General features: G+C 45.1%; 22 protein-coding genes. 13 read left to right on the forward strand and 9 right to left on the reverse strand.

Annotated features, from left to right (window positions below; translation table 11 throughout):
* Positions 1–238 precede the first annotated feature (238 nt).
* Positions 239–1,120 carry an AraC family transcriptional regulator gene (locus NB463_RS10565; RefSeq protein ID WP_258431160.1) on the reverse strand — a complete coding sequence of 294 codons (882 nt, stop codon included), beginning with the start codon at positions 1,118–1,120 and terminating at the stop codon, positions 239–241.
* Positions 1,121–1,326: 206 nt separating this feature from the next.
* Between NB463_RS10565 and NB463_RS10570 the strand changes: the two genes are divergently transcribed.
* The 7 genes from NB463_RS10570 (at position 1,327) to NB463_RS10600 (ending at position 7,862) form a co-directional block, all read left to right on the forward strand.
* On the forward strand, positions 1,327–2,475 hold the full coding sequence (locus NB463_RS10570) for an iron-containing alcohol dehydrogenase (protein WP_258431161.1): 1,149 nt from the start codon (positions 1,327–1,329) through the stop codon (positions 2,473–2,475).
* Positions 2,476–2,771: 296 nt separating this feature from the next.
* Positions 2,772–3,419 (forward strand): lysoplasmalogenase, encoded by a 648-nt coding sequence (locus NB463_RS10575; RefSeq protein ID WP_104972557.1) that lies wholly within the window; start codon positions 2,772–2,774, stop codon positions 3,417–3,419.
* Between the two features lie 170 nt (positions 3,420–3,589).
* Complete coding sequence (locus NB463_RS10580) at positions 3,590–4,324, forward strand: amino acid ABC transporter ATP-binding protein (RefSeq protein WP_237285069.1); 735 nt, start codon at positions 3,590–3,592, stop codon at positions 4,322–4,324.
* Positions 4,324–5,121: an amino acid ABC transporter permease gene (locus tag NB463_RS10585; protein ID WP_258431162.1), complete on the forward strand. Its 798-nt coding sequence runs from the start codon at positions 4,324–4,326 to the stop codon at positions 5,119–5,121. Before NB463_RS10580 ends, NB463_RS10585 begins: the two co-directional genes overlap by 1 nt.
* 9 nt (positions 5,122–5,130) lie before the next feature.
* The gene (locus NB463_RS10590; protein WP_258431163.1) at positions 5,131–5,949 is read left to right on the forward strand and encodes a transporter substrate-binding domain-containing protein; all 819 of its coding nucleotides are present in this window, start codon (positions 5,131–5,133) and stop codon (positions 5,947–5,949) included.
* A gap of 81 nt (positions 5,950–6,030) precedes the next feature.
* Positions 6,031–6,951 carry an amino acid ABC transporter permease gene (locus NB463_RS10595; protein WP_258431164.1) on the forward strand — a complete coding sequence of 307 codons (921 nt, stop codon included), beginning with the start codon at positions 6,031–6,033 and terminating at the stop codon, positions 6,949–6,951.
* Positions 6,952–7,043: 92 nt separating this feature from the next.
* Positions 7,044–7,862 carry an EAL domain-containing protein gene (locus NB463_RS10600; protein WP_139060995.1) on the forward strand — a complete coding sequence of 273 codons (819 nt, stop codon included), beginning with the start codon at positions 7,044–7,046 and terminating at the stop codon, positions 7,860–7,862.
* 103 nt (positions 7,863–7,965) lie between these two features.
* Here NB463_RS10600 and NB463_RS10605 read toward each other — a convergent pair whose 3' ends face one another.
* Positions 7,966–8,499, reverse strand: coding sequence for an RNA-binding S4 domain-containing protein (locus NB463_RS10605; RefSeq protein ID WP_053808449.1), 534 nt, complete (start codon positions 8,497–8,499; stop codon positions 7,966–7,968).
* Between the two features lie 226 nt (positions 8,500–8,725).
* On the opposite strand from NB463_RS10605, the gene NB463_RS10610 reads away from it, so the two are divergent.
* Positions 8,726–9,679, forward strand: coding sequence for an endonuclease/exonuclease/phosphatase family protein (locus NB463_RS10610; protein WP_048625007.1), 954 nt, complete (start codon positions 8,726–8,728; stop codon positions 9,677–9,679).
* A gap of 9 nt (positions 9,680–9,688) precedes the next feature.
* Here NB463_RS10610 and cra read toward each other — a convergent pair whose 3' ends face one another.
* A complete protein-coding gene (gene cra, locus NB463_RS10615) occupies positions 9,689–10,669 on the reverse strand; it encodes a catabolite repressor/activator (protein ID WP_006742265.1) in 981 nt (326 codons plus the stop codon).
* Between the two features lie 374 nt (positions 10,670–11,043).
* Here cra and fruB point away from each other — a divergent pair, with 374 nt between their 5' ends.
* The 3 genes from fruB to fruA are packed head-to-tail and all read left to right on the forward strand — an operon-like array spanning position 11,044 to position 14,916.
* A complete protein-coding gene (gene fruB, locus NB463_RS10620) occupies positions 11,044–12,177 on the forward strand; it encodes a fused PTS fructose transporter subunit IIA/HPr protein (RefSeq protein ID WP_258431165.1) in 1,134 nt (377 codons plus the stop codon).
* Between the two features lie 9 nt (positions 12,178–12,186).
* On the forward strand, positions 12,187–13,158 hold the full coding sequence (gene pfkB / locus NB463_RS10625) for a 1-phosphofructokinase (protein ID WP_256894230.1): 972 nt from the start codon (positions 12,187–12,189) through the stop codon (positions 13,156–13,158).
* Between the two features lie 18 nt (positions 13,159–13,176).
* Positions 13,177–14,916, forward strand: a complete 1,740-nt coding sequence (gene fruA / locus NB463_RS10630; RefSeq protein ID WP_048625003.1) for a PTS fructose transporter subunit IIBC — start codon at positions 13,177–13,179, stop codon at positions 14,914–14,916.
* A gap of 82 nt (positions 14,917–14,998) precedes the next feature.
* Here fruA and NB463_RS10635 read toward each other — a convergent pair whose 3' ends face one another.
* The 4 genes from NB463_RS10635 to NB463_RS10650 form a co-directional block, all read right to left on the reverse strand.
* Positions 14,999–15,712, reverse strand: coding sequence for a hypothetical protein (locus NB463_RS10635; protein WP_085343740.1), 714 nt, complete (start codon positions 15,710–15,712; stop codon positions 14,999–15,001).
* Between the two features lie 175 nt (positions 15,713–15,887).
* Positions 15,888–18,947, reverse strand: a complete 3,060-nt coding sequence (locus NB463_RS10640) for an efflux RND transporter permease subunit (protein WP_258431166.1) — start codon at positions 18,945–18,947, stop codon at positions 15,888–15,890.
* Positions 18,947–20,008: an efflux RND transporter periplasmic adaptor subunit gene (locus NB463_RS10645; protein WP_258431167.1), complete on the reverse strand. Its 1,062-nt coding sequence runs from the start codon at positions 20,006–20,008 to the stop codon at positions 18,947–18,949. The genes NB463_RS10640 and NB463_RS10645 overlap by 1 nt, the downstream gene beginning before the upstream one ends.
* Positions 20,008–21,081, reverse strand: coding sequence for an efflux RND transporter periplasmic adaptor subunit (locus NB463_RS10650; RefSeq protein ID WP_006742272.1), 1,074 nt, complete (start codon positions 21,079–21,081; stop codon positions 20,008–20,010). The genes NB463_RS10645 and NB463_RS10650 overlap by 1 nt, the downstream gene beginning before the upstream one ends.
* Positions 21,082–21,242: 161 nt before the next feature.
* Between NB463_RS10650 and vdeR the strand changes: the two genes are divergently transcribed.
* Entirely contained in the window at positions 21,243–21,971 is a 729-nt protein-coding gene (vdeR, locus tag NB463_RS10655; RefSeq protein WP_006742273.1) for an efflux transporter transcriptional repressor VdeR, read from the forward strand.
* 133 nt (positions 21,972–22,104) lie between these two features.
* On the opposite strand, the gene gcvT is transcribed toward vdeR, so the two are convergent.
* Both gcvT and NB463_RS10665 read right to left on the reverse strand, forming a co-directional pair.
* Positions 22,105–23,223 (reverse strand): glycine cleavage system aminomethyltransferase GcvT, encoded by a 1,119-nt coding sequence (gcvT, locus tag NB463_RS10660; RefSeq protein ID WP_258431168.1) that lies wholly within the window; start codon positions 23,221–23,223, stop codon positions 22,105–22,107.
* Positions 23,224–23,482: 259 nt separating this feature from the next.
* Positions 23,483–24,106: a helix-turn-helix domain-containing protein gene (locus NB463_RS10665; RefSeq protein WP_005395176.1), complete on the reverse strand. Its 624-nt coding sequence runs from the start codon at positions 24,104–24,106 to the stop codon at positions 23,483–23,485.
* A gap of 377 nt (positions 24,107–24,483) precedes the next feature.
* Here NB463_RS10665 and NB463_RS10670 point away from each other — a divergent pair, with 377 nt between their 5' ends.
* Positions 24,484–25,779: a serine hydroxymethyltransferase gene (locus tag NB463_RS10670; RefSeq protein ID WP_005395177.1), complete on the forward strand. Its 1,296-nt coding sequence runs from the start codon at positions 24,484–24,486 to the stop codon at positions 25,777–25,779.
* The last annotated feature ends 15 nt before the right edge of the window (positions 25,780–25,794 follow it).

Consider the following 25,794-nt stretch of genomic DNA (forward strand, 5'->3'; position numbering starts at 1 on the left):
TGCGCTAAACAAAGCGCACTTATACTTTTATTTCGACGTAAAATAACTTAAGTACAAGTTGGTGATTTCACACTATCTATTTACGAGTTTTCCACACCGCCTCGCAACAATCCACTAAATGCTTGCAACAACGTACCTATTATTTGGCACCAGTAACTAATTTTATAAATCAAATAAATATGTCACTCGCAAATTAATAAAAAAGGCAAAAAAAGTCGTTATTTTGAAATAAAGATCACTAAGCCTTTGTTGACCTTGGCGTTTCATTAAAATGTCGCTTGTACTCACGACTAAACTGTGATGGGCTTGTGTACCCGACCAGTCTCGCGGCATCGTTGACTCGTCTCCCCTCCAGCAGGATCAACTCGCGCGCTTTATTAAGTCGAACTTTCTTAATGTATTGCAACGGAGATTCAAGCGTGACATTGCGAAATGCTTGATGGAAAGCAGACACACTCATGTTGGCTTCTTCAGCCAATGTTTGTACGCTCAACTGTTCATGATACGCTTGATGAACACGATTCAATGCTTTGGCCACTCTAGCATAAGAGCCTTCTTGGTGTGCTAAGTCAAATAAAACATACCCTTCTTTGCTTACCAAAGTGCGATAAACAATTTCCTCAAGAAGTAGATCACCGAGCATGACAACATCTAGCTCATTACACAACGCGCTCATTAGTCGCTTGCATGCATCCAGCATACCTTCGCTCATGCGTACCGATTTAAGGCCGCAACGGGTAGCGTCCAGACACTTATTACTGAATTTCTCAGCCTCAAGTTTTTTAACGAGCTTATGAAGAAGCGTTGGCGAAATATCTATCGAGATGCCAAGTAAAGGCTCATTGTTTGTCGCAAACGCTTCGCACTCCAGGGGCATGGGAACTCCTACGACAAGGTAATCATCGGGCCCATATTGGACAGGTGTATCACCGATATGAATGTTCTTATGTCCTTGCCCTAAAACAATAATTCCAGACTGATAGACAAACGGCTGGCGATGATTTCCTTTGCTACTGCGATAAAACCATACGCCATCTATTGCGGTTTTCTTCATACCTTCTAAGTCATGCAGTCCCTGCTTTTCAACATATTGCTGCATGATATCTGCGAGAGTGTGCATTCGAGCGCTCCATCAATGACCAACGAGTTTGGTCTCTATTATCATTTCGTGCACTATACTTCCTCTCGACTTTAACTTTCTAGCTCAAGAGCATCAATTTTGTAGAAATAGGCAGATTATTTGCAGAAATCGACCTATTAACGAACGTTAATCAGGAATAATATGCACGTATTCAATCTCCTTTACTGGAAGCAAGAGGGCTAATAATGAACTTTTCTTATGTAAACCCAACCAAGATTTTCTTTGGTCAAAAACAAATCGCTGCAATCAAAGAAGCTATCCCATCCGACCAAAAAGTTTTAGTGGTATACGGCGGTGGCTCAATTAAAAAAAATGGCGTGTACGACCAAGTCTCAGAAGCACTAGAGGGACATGAATGGCTAGAGTTTTCTGGTGTTGAACCCAACCCAACCAAAGAAACGCTCGATAAAGCGGTCGCAATGGTAAAAGAACATGGTGTTGACTTTATTCTTGCTGTAGGTGGTGGTTCAGTCATTGATGGCTCTAAATACGTAGCAGCAGCATCTAAGTATGATGGTGATGGCTGGGATATCATGATTGGTAAACACCAAGTCACTGAAGCGACGCCTCTAGCTGCAATTTTGACACTGCCAGCAACAGGCTCAGAGTCAAACATGGGCGCAGTTATCACTAAAAAAGAAACTCAAGACAAACTTCCGTTCATGTCTCCAGCAGTACAGCCTAAATTTGCGGTGTTAGACCCGGATGTAATGAAAACATTGCCAGAACGCCAGCTTATCAACGGCATTGTTGACGCATGGGTACACGTATGTGAGCAATACTTGACGCTTCCTACCGGCGCAATGGTTCAAGATGGTTATGCAGAAACACTGCTGAAAACCTTAAAAACACTCGGAGAACAGTTTGCCGAGCGAGACGACGATATGTGGCGCGCAAACTTAATGTGGTCTGCTAACCAAGCATTGAACGGGTTAATTGGTAGTGGCGTTCCACAAGACTGGGCGACACATATGATCGGCCATGAATTAACGGCTCTATGGGGCGTCGATCATGCACGTTCTCTTGCAATCGTCCAACCATCGCTACTTCGCAACCAAATTCAATTTAAACGTCCTAAGCTAGAGCAAATGGGTCGCAACGTATTTGGACTTGAAGCTGGAGACGACCTTGCTGAACGTACCATCGAAGCGATCGAAGCGTTTTATCATCAACTTGATGTCGCAACTAAGCTAGAAAACTATGGTGAAAGTCGTGAACAAGCGATCGATGCCATCATCGAACAACTCAACAAACACGGAATGACCGTTCTCGGTGAAAACCAAGCGATTACTCTTGAACGTAGTCGTGAAATTTTAGAACTCGCTGTTGCCTAACAGCAAAAACAGTTCACTGCCCTTTCTAGGGTTTAACGGTATTGTGACTTAACGGTCACAATACCGTTTTTTTATGCTATTTTGTAAACTTCATCACGTTCAAATTCGGGAACTCCTCAAAATAACGATTAATCCCTACAAACTCATTGATCGTGTAGGTCAGTAAAGAGACAACTGTCTAGCTTTACACAAACAAAAATAAAATTGAATTCAAAGGTCTAACTTACTCATTTAATGGACCTTTTATTTGTTGTAGTTATCCACTACATTAGCTTGTCTGTTCGAGAATCCATTTTATGTGGCTAGTTGTTGTAGTATTAGCATTCATACATATCATCAGTATCCGTAAAGGTCCTAAGTGGGTCTTCTACGTATCCAAACCATTACCAGTGCTCTGTATGTTAGGGATTTTAATCCAGTCTCCTGCCTATCATATGCCATACACGCATTGGATTTTGGTTGGCTTATCGCTCTCGTTGCTTGGTGATCTACTATTAATGCTCCCTAGAGATAAGTTTATTACCGGATTAGTGCTCTTCTGCTCTGCCCATCTTTCCTATAGCTACGGTTTTACCATCATGTCCGCTTGGCATTTTACGCCTTGGCTCCCTATTGCTTTATTTGGACTCGGTGTGTGTTTCTATTGGTTGTTTCGACCGGACCTTGGTCAAGAAAAGCTCCCGGTTGCCAGCTACATATTGGTATTGATGACCATGTGTTGGGCTGCTATCGAGTATTATTTGAGTGGAAAAACACAATCGTCCTCATTTGCAGTGCTCGGAAGCTTTATCTTCATCGTTTCTGGTACCGTCTTAGCTTTTGAACGCTTCGGGGGACGATCCGTATTTTCGCGACAAGTCGTCATGGTGACCTACTATTCCGCACAAACATTGATGGTGATGTCTGTTGTTGCCATCGTTGTTCGTTATCCGTATCTCAGTTGAACTGACTTATTAGTAATAGCTTTTGTGCCTAATTCTTAAAACATTACTTTATCAAACACTAAAGTGAGCAGGTTCTTAATCTTAGAACCTGAATATAAGCTTGTTCTTAATGAAATAATGCGCACAACTTGCTATTGTAGAAGGATATTTTTCCTTTATAGCGTGCCCCTTTGAAAGAGAACACTCCTGTTGTTGAATTTAGCAACGTAAACAAGTGGTATGGCGATTACCACGCTCTAAAAGATATCAACTTCTCCGTGCATTCTGGCGAGATCGTCGTGGTGTGTGGCCCTTCTGGTTCAGGAAAATCAACGCTCATTCGTTGCATCAACCATCTTGAATCGATTCAAGAAGGCCAACTTCATGTATTCGACCAGCCTTCTCACGCAAAATCTCTCAAGCCCGGTAAAATCGGCATGGTGTTCCAGCACTTCCACCTTTTTCCTCATTTGACTGTACTGGAAAACCTCACCTTAGCGCCGATTCGCACACTCAAATTGTCAAAACAAGAAGCTGAAAAACGCGCACGGCATTACCTCAAGCGCGTCAATATTGAAGAACAAGCGAGCAAATACCCCATCCAGCTTTCCGGCGGTCAGCAGCAGCGCGTCGCGATTGCCCGTTCCTTATGTATGGAACCGGACTTACTCCTTTTTGACGAACCGACTTCGGCGCTTGACCCGGAAATGATCAACGAAGTGTTGGATGTCATGGTTGAGCTGGCTCAAAGCGGAATGACGATGATTTGTGTCACGCACGAAATGGGATTTGCCAAAAAAGTAGCGAACCGCGTGGTATTTATGGATGAAGGCCAAATCGTGGAAATGAACTCACCGTTCGCCTTATTTGAGACGCCACAGCATCCACGAACCCAAGCATTTTTGAACCAAATTTTAAGTTACTGATGATAGTTCGCGTAATCAAACCTGTGCTTCAAGCTTTGTTGCAAATGATGCTACTCTTCATAGCGATTGTGTGGGTGTTAGACTCTGGTGCCAACGCTATGGGGTATCAATGGCAATGGGAACGCGTACCTGATTACATCGCTTTTTATGAAGATGGCGAATGGTGGCCCGCCGAACTTATCGATGGGCTATTGGTCACGCTTAACATCTCGGCCATTAGTCTATTCTTCACCTTAGTGTTGGGGTTGGTCACCGCATTACTAAGGCTTAGCGATTCGAAAGTCGGCAATGTTATTGGCACCACTTATGTCGAGGTAATACGTAACACGCCGTTGTTGGTGCAAATCTATTTGCTCTACTTCGTGTTTGGCCCCGTGATTGGTTTGGACCGATTCAGCACCGCCGTTTTGGCTTTATCCCTTTTCCAAGGTGCTTACACTGCAGAAATACTCCGTGCAGGTTTAAACAGTATTCCTAAAGGGCAATTCGAAGCAGCACAAACTCTCGGGCTGTCGCCGTTTTACACCTACAAAGACGTGATTTTGCCTCAGGTTTTACAGCGCACATTACCGCCATTAACCAATGAAGTGGTTTCTTTGATCAAAAACTCTTCCATTGTAAGCGTGATGGCGATTTTTGATTTAACAACACAGGCACGCAACATCGTCTCTGAGACGGCGATGCCGTTTGAAATTTGGTTTACCGTGGCAGCAATTTATCTTGCTCTCACTCTATCACTTTCTGGCTTGTCTGCATGGCTAGAACACAAACTCGGAGCAAGTTGGCGCAAATTATAAGGAGATAACATGAAGTTATTCAAAGCGACCATTACTGCATTATTAGGGCTAGCCATCGCTATGCCTACAATCGCGAAAGAAGATGTTGCCACACCCAATGTAGATCAAATCAAAGAACGAGGCACTTTGCGCGTTGGTATGTCAACATTTGTCCCTTGGGCAATGCGCAACAAGCAAGGTGAGTTAATCGGTTTTGAAATCGATGTTGCCAAACGCTTAGCAGAAGATTCAGGTTTGAAAGTGGAATTTGTACCGACCGCGTGGGATGGCATTATTCCCGCACTACTGGCGAAAAAGTTCGACGTGATCATCGGTGGCATGTCGGTCACGCCCGAGCGTTCCAAAAGCGTGTTGTTTACTGAACCCTATTCACACTCCGGTGTTCAAGTAGCAGCAAATAAAGAGCTGGCTTCTGGTTTTAGCGAATTTTCGGATTTTGACTCACGACGCGTAAAAATTGCGGCTCGGCGCGGCGCATTCACCGTTCAAGTCGCCAGAGAAACCTTCCCGAAAGCGAAGATTCTGCAATTTGATGACGATGCGCAAGCGTTCCAAGAGGTGCTGAATGGTAACGCCCACGCGGTCATTGCTTCTAGCCCAAAACCAGAACATGAGACAGTGAAACACAGCGACAAGCTATTCCTTCCATTCTCTGAGCGACTATCAAAAGGTAACGAAGCCTTTGCTGTTCGCTTGGGGGAAGAAGATAAAAAAGCCTTTTTCAATAAATGGATTGAAGCAAGAACCCAAGATGGATGGTTAAAACAGCGTTATGAATACTGGTTCTCGACATTAGATTGGCAAGGTCAAGTCGCGCAAGGCCAGTAATCTAAATGGCTCGTGGTCTTCGCGAGCCTATACTTTCCAATCATCCATTTTACTTTTTCATCATCTATCGGAGTCAAATTTTTGGGCGAACAAACCACCACTCGCACAGTATCCACTAATTCCAACACAGGTTCCTTTCTATCGCGATTAAACACGCTAGATTGGTTACTGCTTATTATCTGTGGTATTGGTGGCGTTTGGCTGTACCATCGGTCCGCTGTTGGTGTGCATTATTTGTGGCAGTGGAAAGAGGCGCTTGAATTACTTTTCACGCCAAGAGCCGATGGTGGTTTGCCCTACTTCTTCCAAGGTTTGATTTCGACGTTAAGGCTCAGTATTTGGGGCATCAGCTTCGCGTTAGTGCTTGGCACTTTGTTAGGCTTAGCACGCTTCTCTCGCTCCGTTTGGTTGCGCACACCTGCAAACACATTTATCCAGTTGGTAAGAAACATCCCACCGTTGGTTTTTGTTTTTATTTTTTACTTTTTCATTTCTAACCAGTTGATCCCGTTACTCGGTTTGGAAGATCTTCTACGAAACTATAACGGCGAACCAAATGCGCTACAGAGCTTTCTTTTTGGGCCTTATAACCTTTGGGAAAATCTTGCCTCTGGCGTGTTATGCGTCGGCCTACTCTCTTCTGCCTACGTTGCAGAAGTGGTGCGTGCAGGTTTACAAAGTATCGACCAAGGACAGTGGGAAGCGGCGGATTCATTGGGCTTGTCTCGATGGGTGAAGTACCGATTCGTTATCGCGCCACAGGTGCTTAAAGCAATAACACCTGCACTTGCCGGTCAAACCATCTCTTTGGTGAAAGACACCTCCATCGTTTCGCTAATTTCTATACAAGAAATGACTTTCGTTGGGACCGAAATGGCAAATTCATCAGGCTATATCTTTGAAATTTGGCTCATTGTCGGCATTGCTTACTTTTTGATTTGTTTTGGGTTGTCACTTATTTTTCGCCACATTGAAGCAAAATCGGAATCCATTTCAAATTAACTCAACTGTATATGTAATTAGACACATTTGAATCTTCAAATCAGAATTGCATCCTGTTACATTGAAAAGATGCTAAATTTTCGGCGTTTTTCATGGAGTTAAAGAATCAATCGGACTACGAGCGATACATTAAGCAAGATAATCTTGGTGAATATTACGTAGTTCTCAATCAATTCACTTTTCACAGTGTTTATCAGCCGATTTTTGATAAGCACCAGCGTATTATTGGAATGGAAGCTCTACTGCGAATTCGTGGCATTGATGGTTCGTTAATTCGTCCTGATGTATTTCTGGCCAACAATGGCCTCGATCCCTACTTTCGATTGTGTGTTGAGTTTTTATCCAGAGCAATGCACATTCGAAATTTTGCACGCTGTTTCGCAGGAACGCCTATCAAACTGTTTCTCAATGTCATGCCTCAAACCCTACTCACCCTAACCAAAGACATGGGCTTTAAAGACAACGGCCTGCTTTACAAGCGCCTTGCCGATTTGGGTATGACCCCTTCTGATGTGGTGTTTGAAGTAGTCGAAGAATCATGCGGTGATACTGATTTACTGATCAAAGCCGTGCAGTTAATGAGAGCGAATGGCTTTATCTTTGCTATCGATGATTTTGGCGCTCAACATTCTGATATCGCACGTGTTCAGCAGCTCTGCCCTGACATCATAAAAATCGATCGCTCCTATCTACTTGATTACTGCGCCGGAGAAACCTTTTCCATACATAGCGCCGTTGAGCTCGCGGCTCATATGGGAGCAAAAGTGATCATAGAAGGGGTAGAAGAAGACGTGCAGCTGCAAGCGATGTATCAACTTGATTTGGATTATTACCAAGGCTTTTACTTAGGTAAGCCTTGCGCCATTCATCACTGGACCGATAGCCTAAACATTGAGACGACAGTGCATTGACACTACCCCCTTACGATACAGTAAAACCAAAAAAGCGCCGATATATACTCGGCGCTTTTGGGTTTTGCTTGGCGATGACATGCCTAGCTAGGTATTAATTTGCTTAGAAAAAGTCAATAGAGTTACGTCCGCTCTTCGGATCACGAGTCGCTTGCGGCTTTTCAGCTTTCTTACCTTTCTTCGCCGATTGCGACAGCGCGTTTTGTTGTGCTTTCCGCTCTTTATGCGCTGCTTTTCGGCCTGTTGACTTAGGTCCAGAGCCTTTAGCTGACTTGCTTTGGCGAGATTTCTCTTTACGTGCAGATTGCGCTTCTTTCTTCGCTTTCTTTTCCGCTTTTTGCTCTGCCGTTTCAGGTTCAGTTACTGGCGCATCGCAAACCACAACATAATATTCCTGGTTAAACTCAAAAAAGTCACCATCATACATCTTGCGGCGCTTACGTGTTTCTAGCTCACCATTCACCGCGACGTAACCTTCTTCGATGATATGCTTTGCTTCGCCGCCACCGCTGACCAAGTTCGCGATTTTAAAAAGCTTGTACAGTTCGATCGGATGCGCATCAACGTCGATGCCAATCGCTTCGATCTCAATCTCTTCGCCTTCTAAATACTCTTCGTGGTCGTAATCTTGGGTCATGTTACTTACTCTTACTATTTGATGCCCTGAAGTTTAAACGCAATGCTTAAAAATAGAAACCTCTGCCGATGCTCAATCACCGATTCGCCTTGGCATTTGAGTACCTCTTAACCCATTTAACTTGCTGCTCGTTAGCTTGTATGTCGAGGCTTGGTTCAAACGAAGCTGCAATTACGCAGTCTGAAGGTATATACTCTTCAAGTTATTGTTGAAAAGAGCGAATACTTTGTCTCAACCAAGCAGAATTACCTTTGTCACGGCTAACTTGTTTAATTTTGTCGCACCTCCTGATGCCTACTATGATTTCGAAAACATCTACTCGTTAGAGCAATGGCAAGACAAACTTGCTTGGACGCAACGTCAAGTTGAAAAACTGGAAGCTGACGTGATTGGCTTACAAGAGGTGTTCAGTATTGAGCAAACTCGCGCATTCTTTTCAACCATCGGCTACCCCTACTTTGCGACCGTTGACACCCCACATGTTGAGGATGAGTACATTTACTCAAGCCCTGTTGTGGCAATCGCATCTCGGTTTCCAATCGAAAAAGTACAAGCGGTAGAATTTGACTTAGCAACGCTTGAGCCTTTTGGAGTAAGTGTTGCTCCAGAGTTCAGTCGCAAACCTATCTATGCCCAAGTCATACATCCTGTACTTGGGCATATCGCCGTTTACGTGACGCATCTAAAATCTCAACGCCCAGCCGACTCAGAACAACCAGAAACGTCTAGCACGATTATTGGGCGCTGGTTATCCACCCAGCAAAGAGGTTGGGAAGCAGCGATGTTAAGAGACGCGATGCAAAAAAGGTATAGAAAGGAGCCAATGCCAACGGTGTTAATGGGTGATATGAATCAACCTATCACTCTAACCAGTGTTAATAGCGCATTGGTATCCAATGCTGGTGACAGCGTCACTGAATTGCAACTCAAAGATGGATGGTCATTACAAAGTGACGCTCTGAAGGATGAACGCCCCGCTACGCATTATCATTTTTCCACTGGGAATGTGCTCGACTATATCTTGCTCTCTCAAGAGTTTGACACCTTATCAGATATATCGGTTGCCGAGGTTGTTGATTATCAGGTGTCTAACCAACATCTGATCAACCCGATTTATGACAGAGATAAAAACGCCAGCGACCACGCATTTGTGGCGCTGACGGCTGAAGTAAAGCTTTGAGTAACCTGTTTAGTGACGTTTAACAATTTTACGTGGAATCAACTCAACACCCGGTTTATAACGTTTGGCGGAAGCGTTGAGCGCTAACTCCATTGCGCTGTCCGCGATCAACTCAAATTGTTGAGGTAAAGAGTTGATTTTCACTGGCAAGAAGTCCAGCAGTCGATTATCACCAAACGTCGCTAGGCGAACTTTGCTCATGAGTTCTGGCTTTTCGAGCATCACATCCAACACACCTTCTAACAGTGTGTATGACGTTGTGACAATGGCATCTGGCAGCTCGTTCTCTGCTAGCCATCTCTCTAAGACTTTCTTACCTTCTTCTCGGGAGAAGTGCTGCCCATAACCCACTGTTGCCGTTTTGCCACCTTGTTGAGAAGCGGATCGAAAACCGAGCTCACGCTCTTTTGAAACTTGAAGATCTTGCAATGCGCCGATTAAGCCAATGGACTTTATATCCTCGGACAGTACTGACTGAGTGAGTTCAAGTGCGGCGTCAAAATCTTCGCTGATGACACAACAAAAGTGCTCATCATCCATTGGGCGGTCTAGCGCGATAACTGGCGTACCAGAATTTTGCAACTTAAGATAATACTCGTTTGCAGTGGGCATACCACTTGCCACAAACAACGCATCAATGCGACGACTGACTAACGCTTCCGCCACCTTTTGCTCTGTATCAGGATCATCATCAGAGCAGCCAATTAAAATTTGGTACCCTGCTTTACGCGAGTTTTGCTCAATCAGTTTTGCAAGACGCGCATAACTGGTGTTTTCTAAGTCTGGGATGATAAGCCCAAATGAGCGTGAATTACCTGCTCGCAAAGAAGACGCCGCATGATCTGGCTTATAATTGTATTCTTCTACAACGGCCATCACTTTCTTCTGAGTCTTCTCGCTGATGCGGTATTTCTGCGCTTTTCCGTTAATCACATAGCTTGCAGTTGTCTTAGAAACGCCTGCTAATTTGGCTATTTCATCCAGTGTCATATTCTAAACCTTATTCTGTGCGCGCGATCATATTAATACATCAGCGATCTTTCGATAAGTTGAATTATAAGCTGAACCGATTCAGTATAAAAGCTGAAAGGATTCAGCAAAACTTAAAAATTGACGTAAATCACCTGAATACACAACAAACCAATTTGTAGGCTAGGCTATAGGACAGCGCCAAAGACTCATTTGTTAACGTCAGTTTTTAAAATAGTTTTTCTGAGTCTTTTAAAAAATTTACCAATAAGCTGAATCGATTTAGCTTGAAAAATAGAATGGTTTGAGGAGTGATAAGCGCTCAGCAGAAGCAGCGTTCAACTTCTCACACAGAATACATTTTTAAATTGATACCTTAAGGCTGGAGAAGCACCATGCTTAAGCTAAATAAGAACGACATTACCCTCTCGCAATCAGCGACAGATAAGTTTGCAGCAATCAAGAATATTGCGCAAAGCCTGACAGACAAAGGCCTTGTTGAACAAGGTTATGTGGAAGGCATGCTAAACCGTGAAAACCAAAACTCTACGTTTTTGGGGAACGGTATTGCCATCCCGCACGGGACGACTGACACTCGCTCAATGGTGAAAACAACGGGTGTTGCTGTGCACCACTTTCCACAAGGTGTCGACTGGGGCGATGGTAACACGGTATTCGTCGCTATCGGCATTGCTGCTAAATCTGATGAGCACCTTGGCATTCTTAAACAGCTAACGAAAGTGCTAGGCGCTGACGGCGTAGAAGAACGCCTACGTAATGCAAAAAATGAAGACGAGATTATTGCCCTGCTCCATGGTGATGTTCAGCTTGAAGCAGACTTTGACGCCTCTTTAATTCAACTTATGTTCCCTGCGAGCGATATGCTACAAATGAGTGCTGTTGCTGGTGGTCTTTTGAAAAACACGGGCTGTGCTGATAACGAGTTCGTCGCAGATCTCGTTACCAAAACACCAACTCACTTAGGTAATGGCCTTTGGTTAATTGGCAGTGACAAACATGTAACTCGCACAGGCGTGTCATTTGTCTCGACGGCAAACGACTGCGAATATGAAGGTCAAAAAGTGCGTGCACTTGTCGCGTTTGCGGCATGTAACAATGCTCACCAGCCTATCCTAAAAACGCTTTCTAATATCGTGTTTAACAATGAGCACGGCAAGCTTTTAGATGCATCAGTAGAACAGATTCTTGCTTTGTTTAAAGGTGAAGAAGTCACAGCCGCATCCCCAGAAGAAGGCAATACCGCTGTATTTAAAATCAAAAACTCTCATGGTTTACATGCTCGTCCGGGTGCAATGTTAGTGGCGGAAGCGAAAAAATTTGAATCCACTATTCGCGTTGCCAACCTAGACGGTGATGGCAAAACAGTAAACGCGAAGAGCCTAATGAAAGTCATTGCGCTTGGCGTTAAGCACGGTCATCAACTTCAATTTACTGCGGAAGGCCCTGATGCACCGCAAGCCTTGGAGTCTATCGGGAATGCTATCGCTTCTGGCCTTGGTGAAGGTTAAGGAGCCGATATGACGAACAAAACAAGTAAAGTTGTCACTATTACGCTCAACCCGGCATTGGATTTAACAGGTTCAGTAAATGAGCTAAACGTTGGTTCCGTGAGCCTAGTGCAGCAAAGCAATCTCCATGCTGCAGGTAAAGGTGTCAACGTAGCAAAAGTGTTGAGCGATTTAGGCGCAGATGTCACGGTTACCGGCTTTCTTGGTAAAGATAACCCTGAGCTATTCCATCAGCTTTTCAATGACATCGGCGTCAAGAACGAGTTTGTAGAAGTACAAGGTGCAACTCGTATCAACGTCAAGCTCGTTGAGGCTAATGGCAACGTTAGTGACATTAACTTCCCTGGTGTTCAAGTAACGGCTGACGAAATTGCTCGCTTTGAGGAGACGCTATTCCGTCTCGCAAAGACTCACGATTACTTTGTGCTTGCAGGTAGCTTACCTGGAGGCGTAACCGCCGAACAATGTTCTGCGTGGATAAAAGCACTGCATCAACAAGGCAAAAAGGTGTTGTTCGACAGCAGTAAAGCCGCATTGAAATCAGGTATTGAGGCTCACCCATGGTTGATTAAGCCTAATGATGAAGAACTTGGTGATTTTGTTGGCGAACACCTAGAAACACCAGAACAATGCCAAGCCGCCGCGCAAACACTGAGTGACAAAGGCATCGAGAACATTGTTGTGTCGATGGGCGCTGACGGTGTGATGTGGCTAAACCAAGGCAAATGGCTTCGTGCACAACCCCCTCGAATGAATGTGGTAAGCACCGTTGGCGCAGGCGATACGCTAGTTGCTGGCTTGTGTTGGGGCCACATGCAACTGATGCCGAAAAACGATTTATTGCGCTTCGCTACAGCACTTTCTGCCTTGGCAGTTAGTCAAGTCGGCGTAGGGCTAACCAGTCAGGAAGAACTGGAGAACATCAAGCAGCAAACTGAAGTTAGCGAGCTTTACCCTATTACAAACTTAGAACAAAACTAAGGAACAGAAGGTTATCGTATGAATATTGCCATTATTACTGCCTGTCCGAGCGGTGTTGCAAATAGCATCCTTGCGGCAGGGTTACTAGAACAAGCAGCCGCAAAATTAACCTGGAATGCAAAAATCGAATGTCAATCAAGTGTGGTTGAACCTACATTGCTGACGGAAGCTGACGTTGAGCAAGCAGAAGTCATTATCATTGCGGCAAATACTTGCGTGGATACTTCTCGTTTCGTAGGGAAAAAGGTTTACCAAGCGGAAATCCGCGAAGTAGCAAAAGACGCAACTGCGTTTCTCCAGCAAGCGGTTGAAAACGCCACTTTACTTGAAAAAGCAACCACACTTGCAGCCCCTATCACTCCTGAAGCAACATCAGCAGCGAAGAAAATTGTCGCAATCACCGCTTGTCCTACTGGCGTTGCGCATACCTTTATGGCAGCAGAAGCGCTAGAAGAAGAAGGCAAACGCCGTGGCCATCAAATCAAGGTGGAAACTCGTGGTTCAGTTGGTGCGAAAAACCAACTGACAGATCAAGACATCGCAGACGCTGATCTAGTGATCATTGCTGCAGATATCGAAGTGCCACTTGATCGCTTCAACGGCAAAAAGATGTACCGCACGAAAACAGGCCCAGCTCTGAAGAAAACAGCCGAAGAGATGGACAAAGCATTCGAGCAAGCCACGATTTACCAACATTCAGGTTCTGCAAATTCTGCTTCGGCAGCAGACGAGAAGAAAGGCGCTTACAAACACTTGATGACAGGGGTATCGCACATGCTGCCTGTGGTTGTCGCTGGTGGTTTGATCATCGCCCTATCGTTCGTGTTTGGCATTGAAGCATTTAAAGAAGAAGGCACGCTAGCTGCAGCATTGATGAACATTGGTGGTGGCTCTGCATTCGCATTGATGATTCCTGTTCTTGCGGGTTACATCGCGTTCTCAATTGCTGACCGTCCGGGCCTGGCTCCTGGTCTTGTTGGCGGTATGCTAGCAAGTTCAACGGGTGCTGGTTTCCTAGGAGGTATCGCAGCTGGCTTCATTGCCGGTTATGCAGCGAAGCTCCTTGCGGACAAAGTAAAACTCCCACAATCGATGGAAGCGCTTAAACCAATTCTGATCATTCCATTTGTGGCAACACTGTTCACCGGCCTTGTGATGATCTACATCGTAGGTGGCCCAGTTTCAGGCATCATGAACGGCCTGACTGACTTCCTAAACAACATGGGATCTGACAGTGCAGTTCTGCTAGGTATTATCCTTGGTGCGATGATGTGTTTCGACCTAGGTGGCCCAGTAAACAAAGCCGCTTACGCATTTGGCGTCGGTCTATTGGCTTCGCAAACTTACGCGCCAATGGCAGCAATCATGGCAGCAGGTATGGTTCCTGCGCTAGGTATGGGTTTAGCGACCTTCATTGCGAAGAACAAATTTGAACAAAATGAACGTGAGGCTGGTAAAGCATCATTTGTATTGGGCCTGTGTTTCATCTCTGAAGGCGCAATTCCATTTGCCGCCAAAGATCCAATGCGTGTGATTCCATCTTGTATGGCAGGTGGCGCGCTTACTGGTGCCCTATCCATGCTGTTCGGTGCAAAATTAATGGCACCACACGGCGGTCTGTTCGTACTGTTAATCCCTAACGCCATTTCACCAGTGTTAATGTACTTAGTGGCTATCGCAGCTGGTACAGCAGTAACTGGCTTTACTTACGCTTTCTTAAAAAGCAAAGCAGAAGCCAAACAAGAAGTCGCGGCATAAACAGAATTACTCCGCTTAACAATGCCACCCTCGAATTTGGCATTCAGCACCTCCCTTTAATTCCGGTTAAGGGAGGTGTTTTTTATTCCGCAGCCGGAACGGCAACAATGTCTACTTCCCCACTATTCATATCCACCGTCGCTTTATAAGTACTATGCGGATCACCGTAATGTTTAAAGGTGAAGTGGTATACATTGGCTGGCGTCCACAAAGTTTTCGAATCAGCGGGCATAATGTCATAGCCATCTTGCTGATAAAGCTCTGTCGCCATTACATTCGCAATTGCCGCCTGCTGGTTTGAGTCACGATCCACCTTTGGCTCCAAAGAAGGGTTACTCGGGTAAGATTCACCGTTGTAACTCATGAGTCGATATGAGCCATTACTCCAAACGATGAAATCTTGCCAGCCATTGCTGTAACTATCTGCAAGTACAATAGGCGTGCGAGTGACAGACATTCGATTGATAACGTTCCCCTCATTATCAAACATATAAGCTGCACAACCACCGCTGCCACAGAAATAACGGTCCTGTAGCAATACAATGTGTTCTGCATTGCCATCGCTGTTTAAGTCGGCGCTACCCGATATATAACGTAGATTGTCTTGTTCGAGTGAAAGCCCTTCAGGCGCTAAAACCTTGCTATCAATCCAGTTGGAGATGACTTCAGTGCTAACGCTGTTGATTTTAGGAACGGCTTGCTTAGCCTCTTCTGTAGTCATACTGTCTGTCGTAGTACAGCCGACCAAGGTGAAAGAACCGACGAAGAAGAGTCCGTGTAATACGCGCTTGTTCATGTTATCTCGCTCTTTGATGTGTCGTTCCATCAGTATACGCATGATTTGCATTGCATTCGTAAGAAAATCATTAGAATCAAGTAAATGAATGGGTTGCTGTACATTGGTAAGATCAAAAAAGCCCTGAAGAAAACCTTCAGGGCTAGGCAGGAAGCTGGCAAATAGCCAGGAGTCCCTATGCAGTGGTCGGTTTTACCCTAAACAGAATCGCAAACATCACTGGCACTACAATCAGTGTCAGTACTGTAGCAAAACCAAGACCTGCCATAATCGTTATTGCCATCGATCCAAAGAAGGCATCGAAGACGAGTGGAATCATCCCCAAGATGGTCGTCAGAGCAGCCATACTTACCGGACGAACACGACTGATCGCACTATCGATAATCGCGAGGTAAGGCTCTTTCCCTGACTCCAACTCAAGGTTAATTTGATCAAGCAACACAATACCGTTTTTCAAAATCATCCCACTTAGGCTCAGCAAACCAAGGAATGCTGTAAAGCTGAACGGCATATTCGTGGTAAGCAAACCAAAAGCAACACCAATGATCGCCAACGGCACGGTGAACCAAATGACCAACGGCTTTTTAATTGAGTTAAACAGCAAAATAGTAATGATGAACATCAACAAGTAACCCATAGGCAACGAACCAAACAGACCTTCTTGCGCATCTTTCGATGATTCATACTCACCACCCCATGTGATTTCGTAACCTTCTGGAATATGCAGTGCCATCACTTTAGGCTGCACACGCGCAAATAAGCTTGCCGCCGTGTCGTCGCTCAACACATCGTGGTCAGCGAGCACAGTTAACGTGCGCTTACGGTCACGACGCTGAATTAGCGGCTCGCTCCAATCCAATTTAACGCCATCAATCACTTGGTCGACCGGAATATACGTTTGCAGTGATGGGCTCCAAATGGTCACGTTTTGTAGTGATTCAAAGTCCACGCGTTCTTCTTCAGGAAGGCGCGTCATAATTGGCAAAGTGTGTGTACCATCGCGTAAGTAACCCAACGTGCTACCACCAAACGCCATTTGCAGTGTGCTTGAAAGATCTTCTTTCGAAATGCCTAAGCGGCGAGCTTTAGACTCATTGAAAACAGGCACCAGCTCCTTAGTACGCTCTCGCCAATCGTGACGAATATTTCGAGCGCCAGGGTCGGTATGAAGGATATCTTCCACTTGCACCGCCAAGTCACGTAAGACTTGTGGATCGGGACCAGTAATACGCGCTTCGATCTTAGACGCTGGCGAAGGGCCAAATTCCATCAATTTAAATTGAAATGTCGGTGCATAAAACGTCTTCGCAAGGTTAGCGTCTAACTTGTGCAACAAACCGAACATGTTCTCACGATCAGTAGCGCGAACTTGGAACTGGGCGTACGCTTCGTAACTTTTCTCTGGCTGATACGTAAGAGCAAAACGCTGCAAACCCTGCCCAATTGAAGCAGAAACAAAGTCAATATCGTCTTGCTGACGAATGTAGCTTTCCACTTCTTCGGCTTTTTTGATCGTTTCGCGGATATCCGTACCTTCTGGCATCCACATATCAACGTAAAACATCGGCGTGTTCGATGGTGGGAAGAACTGCTGTTTTACATTACCAAATGCCACGACAGCACCCACTAATAGCGCGACCATGCCAGCAACCGTTAGCCAACGGAATCGCAGTGCGAATTTCAGCGATGCGCCAAATACAACAAACAGCCAACCTTTATAGGGATCTTCTTCGTTAGTATCTTGGCCCTTGTCCTCTTCTTTCAACAATAGATCTGCGAGGAATGGCGTCAGCGTAATAGCGGTAATCCAGCTCAAAAATAGTGAGAAACACAGCACCCAGAATAGAGAGCCCATGAATTCACCCGTTGCATCTTGCGACAAACCGATAGGTGCAAAAGCCGTAATCGCAATGATGGTTGCGCCAAGCAAAGGCCACTGTGTTTGCTTTACAATATCGACGGCCGCTTGAACTTTAGTGCGCCCTTTTTTTAGGCCAACCAAGATGCCTTCCACGACCACAATCGCGTTATCAACCAGCATACCCAGAGCAATAATTAACGCGCCAAGAGAAATACGGTGCAGCTCGATATTGTTGTAGTTCATCAAGATGAAGGTACCGAACACCGTCAATAACAGCACGACGCCAATGATGACACCACTGCGTAAGCCCATCGTAAACAGCAGAACGATGATAACGATCGCCACTGCCTCTGCTAGGCTAATTACGAACGCTTTAACGGACTCATCCACTTCATTGGCTTGGTTGTAAAAGTAGTTCATATCGATGCCAGCAGGCTTGATAGACTCAAGGCTCGCAAGCTCCGCATCCAAACGTTCGCCAACCTCAACCACGTTCACACCTGACGCAAACGAGATACCGATATTAATCGCTTTTTGACCGTTAAAGAGTACGACGTTGCTTGGCTTCTCTTGGATACCACGAGAAATCGTTGCTACGTCTTTTAGACGAATTAGGTTCCCAGTGTCACGACCATGAATGATCAAGTTTTCTAGCGCTTCTACGGTGTTTAAGGTACCACTTGGACGAATGACAAGGCTTTCGCCATTGACCATCACTTCCCCTGCTGAAACCACATTATTTTGTTGGTTCAACAAGCTCGCAACCACGTTCATGTCTAAGTTCAATGCCGCAAGGCGGTCAAGAGAGATCTCAACAAACAGCATTTCTTGTTGATCGCCCGTGATATCCACCTTTCCTACGCCATCAACCAGCTCGATTTCACGAGTCAGGTAATCAGCATAGCGTTTTAGCTCGACATAATCGTAGTCATCGCCAGTGAGCATCAGCATCACGCCATAAACGTCACCGAAATCATCAATGATCTGCAAAGATTGTACGCCCTGAGGCAAAGTTGGTCGCAAGTCATTAATTTCACGGCGCATTTCATCCCAAATTTGCGGCAGTTCATCAGGACCATAGTCCATTTCCATACTGACCGTGATTTGAGACATACCATCAGAAGACGTAGAGGTAATTTTGTCTATATAAGGGAGTTTTCGAATCTCTTTTTCTAAAGGATACGTCAGCTCTTCTTCAACCTCTTTCGACGTCGCGCCAGGGTATGTTGAAATGATCATGGCATCTTTAATCGTAAATGCCGGGTCTTCTAGTCGTCCAAGCTCCAAAAACGACGTTAGACCACCAACAGCAAGGATAATAATGAACAACCAACTGATGACTTTATTTTTTATTGAGTACTCAGCAATGTTCATTATTGTTTCTTCTCCACAACATCCACATGTTTCCCTTCACGTAATTTACGTAGGTTTGAATTAATCAGAACGTCGCCTTCCTTAACTCCCGACGACACAATGGCTCCGTTGCCATTCACTTGAGAAATCATCACAGGCCCCCGAGTGACAACGTCACCATCTTTTTTCCATACAAAGAACTCATTCTCTTCGCTGCCCGCTTGAAGCGCCGTTACTGGAATACTGTAACCATCGATGGAGGTAATCCCCGCTTTCACCATATCGACCAGAACACTGACGCTGGTTCCCGGCAATATCTCTGGTTCTGGCTGTGGCATCGTCAAATACATTTCGTAAGTTTGAGTTTCGGAGTTAGGCTCACTTGTGTGCTCTAAATAGTCCAAAGCAAATGTGTCATTAATGCCGGAGAAGGTGGCTCTAGGCTTGTAACTCATGTTGTCTGAATTTGGGTCCACCATAGCGAGAACATTGTCGGAAAGCTCAATACGCACGTACACCAAATCGTTTTGGTATAGGTTCAAAACCGGCTCCCCAACTGCCACACGTTCAAAACGCTCTTTGAAAACGTCAGACACTTTACCGGCAAACGGGGCGAATAAACGGGTGTAGTTCAATTGATTGGTGGCGTTATAGAAATTAGCCTCTGCCAACTCTTTATTAGCCGTTAGCTCATCAAGCTCGGCCTTTGAGATCATCTGACGTGCGTGTAGGTCTTCGCCGCGTTTGAGCTGACGAATCGCCAGTGTATATTGCGCTTCTGCGTCATTTACGGCTTGCTTTTCTTTACTGTCATCCAACTTTGCGATCATTTGGCCTTGCTTAACAACGTCGCCCGCTTTCACCAACACGTGTTGAATTTCTCCCGCGCGGCGGGATGCCATAGGTGTTTGCTCTGCTGGTACAACTATTCCTTTAAAAGCTCGATATTGGCTTTGTACCGGCGCATCCACAGAGATAGTCGACACAAAAAGCGGCTGCTCGACGACAGCTTGGTTTTCATTTTTGCAACCCGTTAAAACTGCAAGCGCAATTGCAGAGATCGTAAATAGAGATCGTTTCATTAAATGCCTCCCTCACGAACCCAAGCTTTCACGACTTGTCCTTCGACCAGTCGCTCAACGCCAGCAACAACAACGTAATCATTGTTATCAAGCCCTGCTTTCACACCTCCAGAGGCATCAAGAGACACTGTGACTTTATTAACTTGCTGTGTGTTTCTGTCCATTACCCACACTTCGCCTTGCGTCTCTTTTTTGTTTACCCAAGCAGATTGAGGCAACGTCATCGCGTCCGATAGATGTTGTTTAGCTATGTGCACCTGCCCTGTCATACCTGTTAGCAAATTGCGATCTTCTGGTCGAGTGATGGTTACGATCGCCTCATAACTGTTGGTATCGATATTTGGCTGAGTCGAAATTTCTTTAAATTTTCCAGGGATACGTTTTCCTGGCTCGCTATCCATCGTCACCCACATATCGGAGTTTTGCAGTGACTCAAGTGATACGGATTCCGCATAACTGACTGGCAGTGTGAACGACACATCTAAGGTCGTGTTATCGATAAGATTCAGGATCTCTTGCTTCTCTGCGACCACTTGAAACGGGTTAACATAGGTGTATGACACGATGCCATCAAAAGGTGCGTGAATCTTGGTATAACTCAAATCTGTTTTGGCTTGTTCGTAGTTTGCCAATGCCGCTTTATATTGAGTTTCTTTCTGGTCGTACTCATCTGTACTAATCAGCTTTTTTCCATAAAGGTTTTTCGCGCGCTCCCATTGCGTTTTTGCTAACGCGAATTGTGCTTGAGAGGCGTCTAACGCAAGCTGAAGATCTTTAGGGTCTAACGTTGCAAGCACTTCACCTTTTTTTACCTCTTGGCCCATGCGAACAAGTAATTCATCGACCTCACCACCAACCTGAAAAGAAAGCTGTGCGCGATGTGTCGCATCAATACGCGCTAAAAAGGCATGCGAGTCTTCAACTTCTAGATCTTTCACCGCCAGTAATTTTACAGGTTTGATTAAAGGTTCAGACGGCTCGGAAATGGCTTTGTTACACCCAGTTAGCATGCCAGAGAGACTTAATGTCACCACAGCACCAACTAAAGTGCGCTTTAAATATTGTTTTCGCACCCGCTTTCTCCGTAGGTTTTATTTATTACACAGCCGTGCAGTATATGCAGAATTTGAAATCGATCAAGATATTTTCCAGGTGGAAAGCAAATTAATTAGTCAAAGCGTCCGGTTTCTGGTAAAAGTAAGCGCGTTGATTAATATTCGGGAAAATTCGAACTATGAATGAAAGAAAGCAGGGGCGTAGAAGTGCTGAAGCCGCAGAACAAACTAAGTGTCTGATCCTTAAGGTGGCAGCAGATATGTTTTGTGAACTTGGTTACGAGCGTGTCTCACTGCGCAATATCAGTGAAAAGGCTGGTGTTTCACATAGTTTGATCCGTCACCACTTCGGCAGCAAAGAGAAGATTTGGCAAGCGGTTAGCGACGCGATGGATGAATTCATGCAGTGCTATATGGCTGAATTAATCAATGAGATGCCTGAGAACACACCTTCGAATAGAAAAATTTATCTGTTCATGGTTCGCATGCTGGCATTTGCGCTCGTTAATCCTCACCCAGTACAGATGATCGCTGATGCTATTCGCCAAGGTGATGATGGTGCCCTGCTGCAGTATTTCTTAAAGTCAAAAGATGAGTTTGCTGCGATATTTACCGGAATTTTTGAGCAGTACAACAGTGAAAACCCTAACGCCCAATTTGATCAGTGGGAATCAAAGTGGCAGATGTTGATTTTTGCACATGGTGCAATCAGTCTTACTCCGATGATGCAAGAGACATGGCCTGACATCGCTGATAATCGCGAAAAAATGCTGATCAAACATTGGGAGTTGTTTAATACGATCATGGCGTCTCAGTTTGGGATTGCAAAAGAAGACATGATTCATCCGGAAAAACTTGAAGATATCGTTATCGACATGTGTTGTACAATCGACAAAGCGGTCGGATAAGGCTGCAGAAACTACGATAACTTCCAAGCGTATAAATAAAACCGATATACATAAAAATGCCGAGCTAGAAAGCTCGGCATTTTTGCTTGTTTCTTGCCTCGCGAATACGCGAAGAATGACAATAATGGGTAACCTAACCGCGGTAGTAACGTTGCGGTACAAACGGCATTTTCTCAACCGTCATTGGTAGCATTTTACCGCGTACTTCAGCGAACAATTCGGTACCAATCGCAGCAAGATCAGCACGCACATAACCCATTGAGACAGGCTTACCTGCATTTGGACCCGCAGTACCGCTGGTTACAACGCCAATTTTAACGCCATCAGCATCAAACAATTCCGCGCCTTCACGGACTGGTGCTTTAGTTTGGCCAACCAAACCGACACGCTTGCGCGCCACATCTTTGGTCTCGATCTGCTTAAGAATAATATCCGCACCTGGGAAACCACCTTCACGTTCACCGCCGATACGACGAACCTTTTGGATGCCCCATAACAAGCTTGCTTCTACAGGCGTAGTTGTTGTGTCTAGGTCGTGACCGTATAGGCAAAGACCACACTCAAGACGAAGTGAATCACGAGCACCAAGGCCAATCCATTCAACTTCCTCTTCCGCGGTCAGTTTACGTGCGAGTTCTTCTGCCTTGTCAGCAGGAACCGAGATCTCGTAACCATCTTCGCCAGTGTAGCCACTACGAGAAACAATGCATTCGGCGCCTAAAATATCGACTTTACAAATATCCATGAACAGCATGTCAGAAACTTCTGGGGCAAAACGCGCCAATACAGCTGCCGCTTTAGGACCTTGGATCGCAAGCAGAGCACGGTCTTCGATAATGTCTAGCTCAACACCAGATGGCAAATGCGCTTGTAGGTGTGCAATGTCTTGTTCTTTGCATGCCGCGTTCACAACCACAAAAAGATGATCGCCTAGGTTCGCTACCATCAAGTCATCCATGATGCCGCCCTCTTCATTAGTGAAGAACGCATAACGCTGTTTACCAGACTCAAGATCCACAATATCCACTGGCACTAATGTTTCTAGGAACGCAGCTGCACCGTCACCGAGTAGGCGAAGTTGTCCCATATGAGAAACATCAAACAGACCTGCCGCATCACGAGTGTGTAAGTGTTCCTTTTTTACGCCTAGAGGATACTGAACAGGCATATCGTAACCCGCGAACGGGACCATTTTTGCACCAACTTCAACGTGAAGTGCGTGTAGTGGTGTTTTCAGTAGTTCTTGAGTCATTTTCGTCTCCATTTAGATAGACCCGAGAATGCTATCGGCATTCGATGTGTTTCCAATAATAAACACGGCTCATTCTATTTTGCACGAACAAGACGTGGATCGACTTGCAAAAGTGTGACTCTTAACATTTTAATCACAACAAATCGTACAAAAAAAGCGCTTTAATGAGTGTGTTCTCATCAAAAAGCGCCTTTTCATCATAACGACTACCGACAGCAATCGTTTGCTTTCACTATAGGAAATTTACAATTATTTATCACTATTTGGCTGTCACCCACAAAATGTGCGCATCTTCCTCGCTAACACTGGTCAACATATGTCCCATGTTCGCATCGTAATAGACGCTGTCGCCCTCGCTTAGAACGACAGGTTCGTAGAACTCAGAATAGAACATGACCTCACCAGATAAGATAAGCAGAAATTCTTCACCATCATGACGAACCCAGTCTTTATATTCATCAAAACTGCGAGCACGAATTTGGCTCTTAAACGGCATCATTTTCTTATTGGAAAGTTGAGTAGCGAGCAGCTCATGTTCATAGGTTTGCGTTGGGTGTGGTTTGCCTTCATTCTTCTTGGTAACATCTCTACGCCCTGTTGCAACTTTTTTTCTAGGCGGTTCAAAGAGTTGCGGCATATCAATTTGTAAGCCAAGCGCCAATTTTTGCATTGCTTGAAATGTCGGAGAGATCTGCTCATTTTCTATTTTACTTAGTGTAGAACGAGCAAGCCCTGTTCGCTGACTGGCTTCTTCTAGTGTAATACCAAGTTTTGAGCGGATATCCTTGATACGCTGACCCAGCTTTAACGGCTCGATATTTTGATCATTTTGCTCTTTCGCTAACGTCATCGATGGGTATTCATCGTAAATACTTTCTGCCATAAATCCCTCTATAGATATCCTTATTTTTGTCCTACTAGCATTGTGCATGAAGCACATAGTGGATAAAAGTCCACCAAGTGAATTAAACCGTGCTCTTGTTAACAAATTTTGAAATCTTGTTTCCTATAGGAAATTTTTGGTTGATTGTTCCCGCTGCAGGCGCTATGTTACCAACTTGTTAGATGTAGAGATGCATATTTCCGTAAGAGATTGGTAAAGGAAACACGCAATCCGACGGAGTTTTTGCCCACATTTAGGGCCGGATGTTCACTCTGTTCTGCTATGCAGTTCAGCTGTTTTGAGGACAAATGAACCACAACCGCAAATCATAATTCATCTATTGCGGGTTCATTTTAAGATTTGGAAGGTCAACTACCATGAATAAGAGTTACCCTAACCACAGCTTGGAAAACTTTTTCTCTACCAACCTCTCTGCGACAGATGATGCTGTCTTTGCTGGAATTCAGGCGGAATCCGCTCGCCAAAACGAACAAATCGAACTTATCGCTTCTGAGAACATTGTTTCTAAAGCGGTAATGCAAGCTCAAGGCACATGCCTAACAAACAAATACGCTGAAGGTTATCCAGGTCGTCGTTACTACGGTGGTTGTGAGCACGTAGATACAGTGGAAGCCATTGCCATCGAACGTGCGAAAAAACTTTTTAATTGCGAATACGCAAACGTTCAACCTCACTCAGGCGCTCAAGCAAATGGTGCGGTGAAACTGGCTCTTCTTCAACCAGGCGACACCATTCTTGGCATGTCTTTGGACGCTGGTGGCCACCTAACGCACGGTGCACGCCCAGCACTTTCTGGTAAATGGTTTAACGCAGTTCAATACGGCGTTGATCGCGAAACACTGGAAATCAACTACGACGACGTTCGTGCACTTGCAGTAGAACACAAACCAAAGATGATCATCGCAGGTGGCAGTGCTATTCCACGCGTTATCGATTTTGCTAAGTTCCGTGAAATCGCTGACGAAGTTGGCGCAATTCTTATGGTCGATATGGCGCACATTGCTGGCCTTATCGCAACAGGTGCACACCCTAGCCCATTGCCACATGCGCATGTTGTGACAACCACAACACACAAAACATTGCGTGGCCCTCGCGGCGGTATGATTCTTACTAACCACGAAGACATCATTAAGAAAATCAACTCCGCCGTATTCCCTGGCCTACAAGGCGGCCCACTGATGCACGTTATCGCAGCAAAAGCGGTTGCATTTGGAGAAGCGCTTGGCCCTGAATTTAAAACTTATATTGATTCGGTGATCAATAACGCAAAAGTCCTAGCGGAAGTATTGCAAACTCGCGGTTGCGACATCGTAACTGGTGGCACAGACACGCACCTAATGCTGGTTGACCTTCGCCCTAAGGGCTTGAAAGGCAACAAAGCAGAAGAAGCTCTAGAACGTGCTGGGATCACATGTAACAAAAATGGCATCCCATTCGATACAGAGAAGCCTATGATTACATCGGGCATCCGTTTAGGAACGCCTGCGGGTACAAGCCGCGGCTTTGGCGCTGAAGAATTCAAACTCATCGGTAATTGGATTGGTGACGTACTGGATGGTTTGGTGAACAACCCAGAAGGTGACGCAGACGTTGAAAAACGCGTTCGCAAAGAAGTAAAAGAGCTTTGCAGTCGCTTCCCTCTTTACCAATAAACGATTTTTTAAAAA

This window comes from Vibrio sp. RM-41-2B (assembly GCF_024744415.1).
GTDB classification, from domain to species: Bacteria; Pseudomonadota; Gammaproteobacteria; order Enterobacterales; family Vibrionaceae; genus Vibrio; species Vibrio diabolicus.